The organism is Nocardia sp. NPDC049149 (assembly GCF_043197455.1).
Lineage (GTDB): Bacteria > Actinomycetota > Actinomycetes > Mycobacteriales > Mycobacteriaceae > Nocardia.
Window position 1 is genome coordinate 207,263 of record NZ_JBICTD010000012.1, and the last position, 12,329, is coordinate 219,591.

The following is a 12,329-nucleotide window of genomic DNA, read 5'->3' on the forward strand; positions in this document are numbered from 1 at the left end:
CCGACGTGCGGCGCGGACGATCGATGCGGTGCGGGTCAGTGCGTGGTCAGCGCCGCGCGGGGAAGTGCCGAATCAGCCCTTCCTGCACGGTGGTTGCGAGCAGATCGCCGTCACGGGAGAAGAACCGGCCGGTCGCCAGGCCGCGCGAGCCTGCGGCGACCGGGGATTCGGTGGCGTACAGGGCCCACTCGTCGAACCGGAACGGCCGGTGGAACCAGATCGAATGATTCACCGTCGCCGCGACGATCCGGTCCAGTCCCCAGGACAGGCCGTGTGTGGTGATGATCGAATCGAGCACCGTGGTGTCCGAGGAATAGCCGAGCGTCGCCACATGCAGCAGCGGATCGTCCGGCAGCCTGCCGTCGGTGCGCATCCAGACTCGATTGTGGTTGAGCCGCTCCCCCGTGCCCTTCATGATCCAGGCCGGGTCGTTCGTGTAGCGCATGTCGATCGGATGCGGCGCCTTGATGAACATCTCCAGCTTGTCTTCCAAGCCTTCGAAGCTCTCCTCGACCCTGGGCAGCGTCTCCGGATCCGGCACGTCCGGCAGCGGGTGCCCGTGCTCGAGCCCCTTGTTCCAGTCCTGGAACGCCGCGAGCATGACGAACAGCTCCTGGTCGTCCTGGTACGCGGTGACCGTGCGGTTGGCGAACGCGCGGCCGTCCCGATGCCGGTCCACCCGGTACTCGATCGGCTTCTTGGTGTCGCCGCCGCGCACGAAATGCGCGTTGACGGCGTGCACCGGACGGTCGCCGACGGTGCGGCCCGCGGCGATGATCGCCTGCGCGACAAGCTGTCCGCCGAACGTGCGACTCCAGACCTTTTCCGGGTGCTGGCCGACGAACACGTCCTCATCCATCTGCTGCAGGTCTAGCAGACCAAGCAGCACATCAAGATCAGATCGACCTTTCGCCGACGAATCGACGACCGAGCCCAAGGCGGCACTCACAATTAATGATCCTCCTCACCGATGCGATGCACGTGGATCAGGTTGGTGGAACCGACGGTCCCCGGCGGGGAGCCCGCCACGATGACAACGAGGTCACCCTTTTGGTATCGGTCCATGGACAGAAGTGCTACATCGACCTGGTGGATCATAGCGTCGGTGCTGTCCACTGTGGGGACGATGAACGTCTCGGTGCCCCAAGTCAGGGCGAGTTGGCTGCGCACCTCCGGCAGCGGCGTGAACGCGAGCAGCGGCAGCGGAGTGTGCAGCCGAGCCAGGCGGCGCACGGTGTCACCGGACTGGGTGAAGGCGACGAGCGCCTTCGCGTTGAGCCGCTCACCGATATCGCGGGCGGCGTAGGAGATGACACCGCGCTTGGTGCGCGGCACGTGGGTCAACGGGGGCACCCTGGTCGATTCGGTCTCCACCGCGTGCACGATGCGCGCCATGGTGCGCACCGTCTCGATCGGGTACGCGCCGACCGAGGTCTCACCGGACAGCATCACCGCGTCGGCGCCGTCGAGCACCGCGTTCGCGACGTCGGAGGCCTCGGCCCTGGTCGGGCGCGAGTTCTCGATCATCGACTCCAGCATCTGGGTCGCCACGATCACCGGCTTCGCGTTCTCGCGCGCAATCTGGATGGCCCGCTTCTGCACGATCGGCACCTGCTCCAGCGGCAGCTCGACGCCGAGGTCGCCGCGGGCGACCATGACCGCGTCGAAGGCGAGTACGACGGCCTCGAGGTTGTCGATCGCCTCCGGCTTCTCCAGCTTGGCGATCACCGGCACCCGGCGGCCGACCTTGTCCATGATGTCGTGCACCAGCTCGACATCGGACGGGGACCGCACGAACGACAGTGCGATGAAGTCGACACCGAGCTTCAACGCGAATTCCAGGTCCTCGATGTCCTTTTCGGACAGGGCAGGCACCGAGACATCCATGCCGGGCAGCGAAACGCCCTTGTTGTTGGAGACAGGTCCGCCCTCGGTCACCCGACAGACGACGTCGTTGCCGTCGACACCGGTGACGGTCAGTCCGATCTTGCCGTCGTCGACGAGCAGGCGGTCGCCCGGCTTCGCGTCCTTCGCGAGCTCCTTGTAGGTGGTCGACACCCGGTCGTGCGTTCCGTCGACGTCGTCGACGGTGATCCTTACTTCCTCGCCCGTCGCCCAGACGGTCTTACCCTCGATGAATCGGCCGAGTCGAATCTTCGGGCCCTGCAGGTCGGCGAGAATGCCGACCGCCCTGCCGAGATGATCGGACGCCGCCCGCACCTTCTTGTAGTTTTCGGCGTGATCCGCGTGTTCGCCATGACTGAAGTTCAGCCGAGCTACGTCCATGCCGCTCTCGACGAGTTCGCGGATACGGTCCTCGGTGGCCGTAGCCGGGCCGAGCGTGCACACAATCTTCGTCCGTCGCATCACGGGTGTAGAGCCTAGTCCCGTCGGGTTACCAGAGCCTGCTGTGCCCTGGGTGAAAGCTGGGTGAAAAGAATGAACTCCAGCTGTGGGAACATCCAAACCGATGCTCATCGCGCAACGTGGCGGGCCAGGCGGGTTTCCAATCTGGTCTGCGCGGAACCGAGGAACAGGCAGATGACCCAGTAGTAGAGCGCGGCGACGGTGTAGAGCGCGAAGAAATCGAACGTCGGCGCGGCCGCGAGCTGCGCGACTCGCATCAGTTCGGTCACCAGGATGAGCGAGCCGAGCGAGGTGTCCTTCACCAACGAGATGAGCGTGTTGGACAGCGGCGGCACGGCGATGCGCGACGCCTGCGGCAGGATGATCAGCCGCAGCTCCTGCGTATACGACATGCCCAGCGCCTTGGCCGCCTCCCACTGTCCTTCCGCGACACTGAGAATGGACGCGCGCACCACCTCGGCGGCATAGCCGCCGACGTTCAGGCTGAACGCGATCACCGCCGCAGGGAACGGCGGGATCACGACATTGATCAGCGGCAATCCATAGAAAACGATGTACAGCTGCACCAGCAGCGGCGTGCCGCGGATGAGCGAGATGTAGAACCGGGCGGCCGCCGACAGCGGCCACACCGGTGACATCCTGGCCAGCGCGACGAGCAACGCGATCGCCAAGCCGATGACGAAGCTGATCGCGGTCAGCGGGATCGTCGTCTTGACGGTGGCCAACAGCATCGGCCACAGGTTGTGCTGAATCAGCTCCCTGGTATCGGCATCCATGGACGGCGTCGGCTACTTGCTGACGTCGGTGCCGAAGTACTTGTCCGAGATCTTGGCGAGCGTGCCGTCGGCGCGCAGCTCGCTCAGCGCCTTGTCCACGTCCTTGATCAGGGCGTCGTCCTTGCGCGCGGCGAAGGCCTGCTGGCTGGTCTCGCCGGTCTTGCCCGCGACCTTCACGTCGGCCGAGCCGTTCTTCTTGGTGTACTCGGCGACGGCGAGGGTGTCGTTGACGGTGGCGTCGACCCGGCCGCTCTTCAGCAGCTGGATGGCCTGCACGAAGCCCTCCACCGCCTCGACCTTCGCGCCGGCGCCGGTGGCGACCTTGCCCCAGTTGCTCGTCGCGGACTGGGCGCAGGTCTTGCCCTTCAGATCGGCGAGCGTGGTGATCGAGTTGTTGTCGGCACGGGTGACGATGACACCGTCGGAGGTGGTGTACGGGGCGGACAGCGCGTACTTCTTCTTCCGCTCGTCATTGATCGTCACCTGGTTGGCGACCAGATCGAAACGCTTGGCCTCCAAGCCGGCGAAGATGGCGTCCCACGGGGTCGAAACGAATTCGATCTTCTTGCCGAGCTTGTCGCCGATCGCCTGGACCACGTCGATGTCGTAGCCGGTGAGCTTGCCGTCGGAGCCTTGGTAGCTGAACGGCGTGTACGTGCCTTCGGTGCCGACCTTCAACACATTCGGATCGCTGCTGCTGCCGCAGGCGGTGAGCCCGGTGGCGGCGACGATGGCGAGCATGGCGGCGGCGAACAGCTTGCGACGCACGGGTTCCCTCTCTTCGGTGTATGGACATCCCACACACAACACGCAAATCCGGCTCATGCTACGCCGGGACTTCTGCGAAGGACCCTATCTCGATCATGGTGCGCAAAAGGGTTGTACCCACGTATTTCCCGGTCGCGTCGCGGGTGCGGAACGACGAACGGGCACCGCCGGATCGGCGGTGCCCGTTCGGGTGGCAATGGGTCAGCTCACTCGCGCAGCTGGCGGCCTTGGCTGTCCCGGACGTTTCCGGTCAGCATGAGGATGCCGTCGATGACGCCCCAGATCCAGCCGAGCGTGAAGCAGGTGACCGCGCTGACGGCCAGCTGGGCGATGCCGAGGCCGTTGTGGCCGAGATAGAAACGGCCGACGCCGAAGCTGCCGAGGAAGATCTGCAGCAGGCCGGCGACGAGCTTCTGCTTGTCCGACAGCGGGGCGCCGAATTCGTCGCGACCCCAGGGGGCCTCCGGGTCGTTCGGGTTGTACCCCGGCGTCTGCGGGTAGCCGGCGGGCGGGTAACCGCCGGGCTGGCCGTACGGGTTGGCCGGGTCGTACTGCTGGCCATACGGATTCGCCGGCTGCTGGGCGTAGGGGTCCGACGGCTGCTGAAGGTGCGGATCGGAAGGCTGCTGTGCGTACGGGTCTGACTGTGGCAGCGCCGTGGTGTCCTGCGGCTTGTTCAGGTTCGGACCCGTACCGGGCGGACCGTACTGCGGGCCACCTTGTGGGTTCTGCTGGTAGGGGTCGGTCACGGAAATTTCCCTCCTCGTTCGCACGAGCGCGCCTACTCGCCGCCCGGCGTCGGATCGATGAGCCGAACGGAAGACGCTCGCAACGGTCAGTCGACATTGTCGTCGGACCGGTGTGGTTTGTCGCCCCGTAGCCTCGGCATTCCTCCGGGTATCGTCCGCGGCGGTGGCCTGCGTTATCGGCGATCGGGAAATTCGGGGCAAACATGATGCCTGATCGGTGCCGCCACGTAATACGCGGCGGCACCGAGGGGTTCAGGACTTGTCAGCGTCGGTCGTCGTCTTCGTTGCGGCGGTGTCGTCGGACTTGCTCGACTCCGCCTTGTCCGCGCCTGCCGATGCCTTGCTCGTCTCGGCGGAGTCCTCGCTCGGGTCGGCGGCGTCCTTGGCCAAGTCCACCGCGTCCTCGGGCGCACTCGAGTCTGGCTCGTCAGCCGTGGGTTCGTCCGGCGTTGCGTCCTTGTCGGCGGTCGAATCCTTCGCCAGCACAACCGTATCCGTGGCGGCCTCGGTGGCGGTCGCCGCGCCGGCGGCACGGAGTGCGCCGAACTGCCACGGCCACGGGCGTGGGACCGCGCCCGGCTGGAGCTGCTCGGCGGTTTCCCTGCCCTTGGTCGCGAAGATGAAATAGGCGATGGCCGCGAGGAATACGACGGCGGAGGTGAACGAGTTGATGCGGATGCCCGCGATCTTGGTGGCCTCGTCGTCGCGCATCAGCTCGACGAAGAAGCGGCCGAAGCTGTAGCCGGCGACATAGAGGGCGAACAGGCGACCGTGGCCGATCCGGTACCGCTTGTCCAGCCGGACGAGCACGATCACGATGAGCACGTTCCAGATCAGCTCGTAGAGGAACGTGGGATGCACGACCTTGTCGACGACGCCGTTGGAGACGCCGTTCATCGCGTCCGGCTTCAGGTTGTCGTTGTAGCGGAAGTAGATCTCCAGGCCCCAGGGCAGCTCGGTGGTACGGCCGTACAACTCTTGGTTGAAGTAGTTGCCGAGGCGGCCGATGGCCTGCGCGAGCAGGATCGGCGGCGCGATCGCATCGCCCAACGCGGGCAACGGGATCCGATACACCCGGCAGCCGATCCAGGCGCCGACGCCGCCGAGCGCCACCGCACCCCAGATGCCGAGGCCGCCGTTCCAGATCTCCAACGCGGCCTTGGGGTCACCGTCGGCGCCGAAGTACTTCTGCCAATCGGTGGCGACGTGATAAAGCCTGCCGCCGACCAGGCCGAACGGCACCGCGAACATCGCGACATCCAGGATCGCCCCCGGCTGCCCACCGCGGTCACGCCAGCGCCGCTCACCCCACCAGATGGCGACGATGATGCCGAGGATGATGCACAACGCGTAGGCACGCAGCGGAAACGGACCGATGTGCCATACACCCTGCGGTGGACTGGGAATGTAGGCCAGCACAGTGCTGTTGGCCGCGACACTGTCTGCCAGGACTCGTAAGGTCACGGGGCCACCGTAGCGGAGAATGTCACCGCAGCACCCCGGGGATCACCGCGTGGCGGCGAGCACCTGGGTTCGCGTCGATGCGGCCGACCAAGCGCACGGCCCGCTCGCAGGATGAATGCCGCTGTGGCCCAAACGATCTCCGGCATATCGGGACCGGATCGGCTTCGACAACATCGGCCACCGTGCTGCATCGGGTGCCGTGTGCTCGGCATCGTCACGGTGCGCTGGCGCGGCGTGGCTGATCGCGGTCGCGCCGTTGGTACGACGTGATCTGACACACTCACCGTGGTCCGCCCGCAAGCCACCGCGAGGTTGCCCGTCGCCGAGCGGCGTGGCGAATCGACCGCCGATGCGCTGCGCACGGAGTCGAAGAAGCGACGGACGCGTTCGGCGATGTGCGTCATCGACTCGAGCTGCTCATGGGACGGCATGCCGGAGCAGGGCATAGTGCACGCCGAGCAGCCTAGGGGTCTCCCGGCAGAGGAGCACGGAGGTCCCTGCGGCAAAGGCCTTACGAAGCGACGGTCGCCGAACGCACGCCCTCGGCGAGTTCGGCGGTGAGGACGCGAACCGCGTCCAAGCTCTCGCCCGCGGCGGTGACCAGGGCCGAGCCGACGATGACTCCGTCTGCGTAGGAAGCGATTTCGGCCGCCTGGGCGCCCGAGCGGACGCCGAGGCCGACGCCGATCGGGATGTCGCTGTGTGCGCGGATCCGTGCGCAGAGCGCGGGTGCGGCGGAGGACACGACGTCGCGGGCGCCGGTGACGCCCATCGTCGACGCGGCGTACACGAAGCCACGAGACGCGCTCAGCGTCTTGACCAGACGCTCCTCGGTGGAGGACGGCGCGACCAGGAAGATCCGGTCCAGGTTGTGCGTGGACGAGGCGACGAACCAGTCGTCGGCCTCCTCCGGAATGAGATTGGGCGTGATGATGCCCGCACCACCGGCGGTGGCGAGATCGCGCGCGAACCGGTCGACGCCGTACTTCAGCACCGGGTTCCAGTAGCTCATCACCACGGCCTGGCCGCCCGCACCGGTGATCGCCTCGACGACGGAGAACACGTCGTGCACGCGCACACCACCACGCAGCGCCTGTTCGGCGGCGTGCTGAATGGTCGGGCCGTCCATCACCGGATCGGAGTAGGCGACGCCGACTTCGACGATGTCGCAACCGGATTCGACCATGGCACGGACGACCTCGATGGAACCGGCCAGGTCGGGGTAGCCCGCAGGGAGGTAGCCGATGAGCGCGGCGCGGCCTTCAGCACGAGCAGCGGCAAACGTGTTCGCGAGACGCGACTGCTGGCTCATGATTGCGTTGCCCCCTCATCCAACAACCCGAACCACCGGGCCGCCGTATCCATGTCCTTGTCGCCGCGGCCGGACAGGTTGACCAGGATGATCGCACCCGGTCCGAGTTCCTTGCCCAGTTGCAGCGCGCCAGCCACCGCGTGTGCCGACTCGATCGCCGGGATGATGCCCTCGCTGCGGCTGAGCAGCAGCAGCGCGTCCATCGCCTCGGTGTCGGTGATCGGGCGGTATTCGGCGCGGCCTGCGTCCTTGAGCAGCGCGTGCTCGGGGCCGACGCCGGGGTAGTCGAGACCGGCCGAGATCGAATGCGACTCGATGGTCTGGCCGTCCTCGTCCTGCAGCAGGTACGAGTAGGCACCCTGGAACGCACCGGGCGTGCCGCCGGTGAAAGTCGCGGCGTGCCGCCCGGTTTCGACGCCGTCGCCTGCCGCTTCGTAGCCGATCAGGCGGACGTCGGCGTCGTCGAGGAAGGCGTGGAAGATGCCGATGGCGTTGGAGCCGCCGCCGACACACGCGACGACCGCGTCAGGCAGCTGGCCGGTGCTTTCCTGCACCTGCGCCCTGGCCTCCAGTCCGATGACGCGCTGGAAGTCGCGCACCAGCATGGGGAACGGATGCGGGCCCGCGGCGGTGCCGAAGCAGTAATAGGTGTCGTCGGCGTTGCTCACCCAGTCGCGCAGCGCCTCGTTGATCGCGTCCTTGAGGGTCTGCGAACCGGTGGTCACCGAGACGACCTCGGCGCCGAGCAGCCGCATGCGGGCCACGTTCAGCGCCTGCCGCGCGGTGTCGACGGCGCCCATGTAGATCACGCAGTCGAGGCCGAGCAGCGCGCACGCGGTGGCGGTGGCGACGCCGTGCTGGCCCGCGCCGGTCTCCGCGATGACGCGGGTCTTGCCCATCCGCTGGGCGAGCAGCGCCTGGCCGAGCACATTGTTGATCTTGTGAGAACCGGTGTGGTTCAGGTCTTCTCGCTTGAGCAGGATGCGCGCGCCGCCCGCATGCTCGGCCAGGCGGGTGCACTCGAACACCGGCGACGGCCGCCCGGTGTAGTCGCGCTGCAGCCGATCGAGCTCATTGAGGAAGTCCGGATCGAGGCGCGCCTTCTCGTAGGTCGCGGTGACCTCTTCGATCACGGCCATGAGCGCCTCCGGCACATGCCTGCCGCCGTAGACGCCCCAGTGGCCGCCCGCGTCGGGTTCGTGTGTACTGCGGTGCGCGACGCCTTCGCTTGCCTGAGGTAGGCCCCCCGTCACCGTCGTCACCGGCCCCGCCGGGCAGGCTTCGGGCACGAGGGATGGGTGCCTGCGGTCACCAACTCGGATACGGCGGCCCGCGGGTCACCGCTGGTCACCAGGCCCTCGCCGACGAGCACCGCGTCCGCACCCGCGCCCGCGTAGGCCAGCAGGTCGGCGGTGCCACGGATGCCGGACTCGGCGATCCGGATGACCTCGGTGGGCAGGCCGGGCGCGATCCTGGCGAACACATCGCGGTCGACCTCGAGCGTCTTGAGGTTGCGGGCGTTGACCCCGATCACCGAGGCGCCTGCCTCGAGCGCGCGGTCGGCCTCTTCCTCGGTGTGCACCTCGACGAGCGCGGTCATGCCGAGCGATTCGGTGCGGTCGATCAGCGAGGACAGCACGTCCTGCTCCAGCGCCGCGACGATCAGCAGGATCACGTCGGCGCCGTGCGCGCGGGCCTCATGGATCTGGTACGGCCCGACGACGAAATCCTTGCGCAGGATCGGGATGCTCACGGTGGCGCGGACCGCGTCCAGGTCGTCGAGCGACCCGTGGAAGCGGCGACCCTCGGTGAGCACGCTGATGATCCGCGCGCCGCCGTCCTCGTACGCCTTGGCCAGGCTGGCCGGGTCGGGGATGTCGGCGAGCTCGCCCTTGGAGGGGCTGGCCCGCTTCACCTCGGCGATCACGCCGATGCCGTCTTCGAGGAGTGCCGCGCGCGCGTCCAGCGGGGACGACGCCGCCGCTGCGGCCGCCTTGATCGCCTGGAAATCGAGGAGGGCTTCCCGAGCGGCCACATCCGCGCGGACCCCGTCGAGAATCGAGTCGAGTACCGTCATCTGGCTCGAATCCTTTCTGGGGAGACGGACTTGCTGCCTGAGAATCCCCCCAGGCGCTGTCTCACCGATGCTGACAAAGAATAAATGGCCGTACCGGCCGCGTTTGCGCCGGGGCTTGTTGTGGACCAGGCAACTGGTCCGCGCACAAGGTGTGCACCGCCACAGTCACCACTCGCTGATGTGTCAGCGGCTACGTCAGTGAACACGTCTACCCTCCGCGCCGGAGTCCGGATCGTCGGGCCGCCCACCGGAGTTCACCGCGTCCTCGGTCGGGTCGGTGCCCGCGTCCAAGGCATCCCACAGCACCCGCTCGGAGAGTTGGGTGGCGCCGAGGGTCGCGGCCTCGGTGTGCTGCTGCTGTGACACCTGCTCAGCGGCGGCGGCCCGGCGGACCACCGGGTTGTCGTACTTGCCGGAGAGCCGTGCGGTGTCTTGCGGCATCCGCGTCAGCAATGCGCCCGCCGCGAACGCAGCCAGTGCGCCGAGCAGGGCGAGGACGGCGGGCAGCGCGGCGGTGGTCGCCTCGCCGACCTGTGCCCTGGCCGGGAGCTCGGCCAGGTTGGCGGCCCGGTCGGCGATCTTGCCGGAATTGGTGAGCAGCGCGAAGGCAGGCACCGCGGCCACGGCGGCGACCAAGGCGATGAGCACGCCCAGGATCCGTCGCAACCAGCCGCGGGTGGCGAGCACGGCCGCGATGGACGCCAGCAACACCAGGGCGAGCGGGGTCAGCGCGCCGAACCAGACACCGCCGTTGAGGTGATCGGTGCGTGTTTCGGTCAGGCCGTCGGAGGAAGTGACCGTCACCCACGTCATCCGTGCGGCGCCCCAGAGCGCCGCGGCAGCGAAGGCCAGCAGGACGAGGGCACCGGCGGGGTACTTGCGTGCAGTCGCTCGGCCTTTCCGGCCATCGCCTTTCGGCTCGGAGTCCACATCGTCCGAAACTGCACCGTCGGCGGCCGGCCGTGCCTCGTTTGCTCCGTCTGCAGGGCCGGACGCGGCGGCCGCGCGGGCGTCATCGTCAGGCACCGCATTGCCGGCAGCGTTCGTAGCGGCGCGGGTGTCGGCTGCCGCGCGGGCAGTCGCTGCGCCGCGGGCGGGGTCGGCGTCTCGGCCGGATTCGGCTGCCGTCATGTGTCGTCGCTGTTCGTCGGCTCGCCATAGGCACGGACCGTCTTGGCGGCGGCGATGGCTTTGAGCACAGCCATGGCCTTGTTGCGCGCTTCGATGTCCTCGTAGTCGGGGTCCGAGTCGGCGACCACACCCGCGCCCGCTTGGACGTAGGCGGTGCCGTCCTTCAGCAGCGCGGTCCGGATGGCGATCGCGGTGTCCGCGTCGCCCGCGAAGTCGAGGTAGCCGACGACGCCGCCGTACACGCCGCGCCGGGTGGGTTCGAGTTCCTCGATGAGTTCCATCGCGCGCACCTTCGGCGCACCGGAGAGCGTGCCCGCCGGGAAGCAGGCGCGCACCGCGTCGAGGGCGATCTTGCCTGCGGCGAGCCGGCCCGACACCGTCGAAACCAGGTGCATCACATGGCTGTAGCGCTCGATGTGCCGGTACTCGGTGACCCGCACCGTGCCCGGCTGGCACACCCGTCCGAGGTCGTTGCGGCCGAGGTCGACGAGCATCAGGTGCTCGGCGTTCTCCTTCTCGTCGGCGAGCAGGCCCTTCTCCAGCAGCAGGTCGTCCTCTTCGGTGACCCCGCGCCAGCGGGTGCCCGCGATCGGATGTGTCGTCGCCACACCCTCTTTCACGGTCACCAGCGACTCCGGGCTCGACCCGACGATGGAGAACGCGGTGCCGCCGTCGCCGTCCGGCACGTGCAGCAGGTACATGTACGGGCTCGGGTTCGAGGCGCGCAGCATCCGGTACAGGTCGAGCGGCGCACCGTCGTAGTCCATTTCGAAGCGCTGCGAGAGCACCACCTGGAACGCCTCGCCCGCCTCGATCTCCTTGACCAGGCGCCGCACCCCAGCGCCGAATTCCTCGGTGGTGCGCTTGCGCCGGAATTGCGGCTCGGGCTGATCGAAGACCGACACCGTCGACGGTGCGGACGCGGCAAGCGCCTCGGTCATCCGGTCCAGCCTGGCCAGTGCGTCGTCGTAGGCCTCGTCGACGTTGTCGGCGGTGCCGTTCCAGTTGACTGCGTTGGCGATCAACGTGATCGCGCCCTCGTGGTGGTCGAAGGCGGCGAGGTCGGTGGCGAGCAGCAGCACCATCTCGGGCAGCTGCAGGTCGTCGAGGGCCAGGTTCGGCAGCCGTTCGATCCGGCGCACCGCGTCGTAGCCGAGGTAGCCGACCATGCCGCCGGTCAGCGGCGGCAGACCGGGTAGGCGCTCGGTCTGCAGTAGCTGCAGGGTTTCCCGCAGCGCCAGCAGTGGATCGCCGCCGGAGGGCGCGTCGACCGGAATGTTGCCGAGCCACGCGGCTTCTCCGTCGACGACGGTGAGCGCCGACGGACTACCGGCGCCGATGAACGACCAGCGCGACCACGATCGCCCGTTCTCCGCGGACTCGAACAGGAACGTTCCTGCTCGATCACCGGCCAGTTTTCGGTAGGCGGAGAGCGGAGTCTCGGAGTCCGCCAACACCTTTCGGATTACCGGTACCACTCGATGCTCCGCGGCCAGCTGGTGGAACTGTTCGCGGGTCGTGGTAGTGGGAGTCGACGCGCCGGGCATGATCACATCATCCCAGGCCGGACCGACAGGTCCGACAGCGGTGTCGCGACGACGGCCCGTTATCCACTCGAATTCACTTCCGTAACAAACTCGACCGCCCGGTTCTCATGCCCGCGCAAGCCGGGTGACACACGTCTC

At 67.8% G+C, this 12,329-nt stretch carries 11 protein-coding genes; all 11 read right to left on the reverse strand.

Annotation, left to right across the window (positions count from 1 at the left end; translation table 11 throughout):
- Nucleotides 1–46 precede the first annotated feature (46 nt).
- Nucleotides 47–859 (reverse strand): acyl-CoA thioesterase, encoded by an 813-nt coding sequence (locus ACGFNJ_RS37580; RefSeq protein WP_393460015.1) that lies wholly within the window; start codon nucleotides 857–859, stop codon nucleotides 47–49.
- 92 nt (nucleotides 860–951) lie between these two features.
- Nucleotides 952–2,370, reverse strand: coding sequence for a pyruvate kinase (gene pyk, locus ACGFNJ_RS37585; protein ID WP_393459781.1), 1,419 nt, complete (start codon nucleotides 2,368–2,370; stop codon nucleotides 952–954).
- 104 nt (nucleotides 2,371–2,474) lie between these two features.
- Entirely contained in the window at nucleotides 2,475–3,143 is a 669-nt protein-coding gene (locus ACGFNJ_RS37590) for an amino acid ABC transporter permease (protein WP_069164455.1), read from the reverse strand.
- A 12-nt stretch (nucleotides 3,144–3,155) separates the two neighbouring features.
- Nucleotides 3,156–3,884 (reverse strand): amino acid ABC transporter substrate-binding protein, encoded by a 729-nt coding sequence (locus ACGFNJ_RS37595; RefSeq protein WP_393460018.1) that lies wholly within the window; start codon nucleotides 3,882–3,884, stop codon nucleotides 3,156–3,158.
- A gap of 233 nt (nucleotides 3,885–4,117) precedes the next feature.
- Entirely contained in the window at nucleotides 4,118–4,660 is a 543-nt protein-coding gene (locus ACGFNJ_RS37600) for an NINE protein (protein WP_393459784.1), read from the reverse strand.
- Nucleotides 4,661–4,912: 252 nt separating this feature from the next.
- The gene (gene lgt, locus ACGFNJ_RS37605) at nucleotides 4,913–6,124 is read right to left on the reverse strand and encodes a prolipoprotein diacylglyceryl transferase (RefSeq protein WP_393459786.1); all 1,212 of its coding nucleotides are present in this window, start codon (nucleotides 6,122–6,124) and stop codon (nucleotides 4,913–4,915) included.
- A 511-nt stretch (nucleotides 6,125–6,635) separates the two neighbouring features.
- Nucleotides 6,636–7,436 (reverse strand): tryptophan synthase subunit alpha, encoded by an 801-nt coding sequence (gene trpA, locus ACGFNJ_RS37610; protein ID WP_393459789.1) that lies wholly within the window; start codon nucleotides 7,434–7,436, stop codon nucleotides 6,636–6,638.
- On the reverse strand, nucleotides 7,433–8,698 hold the full coding sequence (gene trpB / locus ACGFNJ_RS37615; RefSeq protein ID WP_393459792.1) for a tryptophan synthase subunit beta: 1,266 nt from the start codon (nucleotides 8,696–8,698) through the stop codon (nucleotides 7,433–7,435). Before trpB ends, trpA begins: the two co-directional genes overlap by 4 nt.
- Nucleotides 8,695–9,513: an indole-3-glycerol phosphate synthase TrpC gene (trpC, locus tag ACGFNJ_RS37620; protein ID WP_393459795.1), complete on the reverse strand. Its 819-nt coding sequence runs from the start codon at nucleotides 9,511–9,513 to the stop codon at nucleotides 8,695–8,697. Before trpC ends, trpB begins: the two co-directional genes overlap by 4 nt.
- 195 nt (nucleotides 9,514–9,708) lie before the next feature.
- The gene (locus tag ACGFNJ_RS37625; RefSeq protein ID WP_393459798.1) at nucleotides 9,709–10,644 is read right to left on the reverse strand and encodes a TIGR02234 family membrane protein; all 936 of its coding nucleotides are present in this window, start codon (nucleotides 10,642–10,644) and stop codon (nucleotides 9,709–9,711) included.
- On the reverse strand, nucleotides 10,641–12,191 hold the full coding sequence (locus tag ACGFNJ_RS37630; RefSeq protein ID WP_393459801.1) for an anthranilate synthase component I: 1,551 nt from the start codon (nucleotides 12,189–12,191) through the stop codon (nucleotides 10,641–10,643). Before ACGFNJ_RS37630 ends, ACGFNJ_RS37625 begins: the two co-directional genes overlap by 4 nt.
- Nucleotides 12,192–12,329 lie beyond the last annotated feature (138 nt).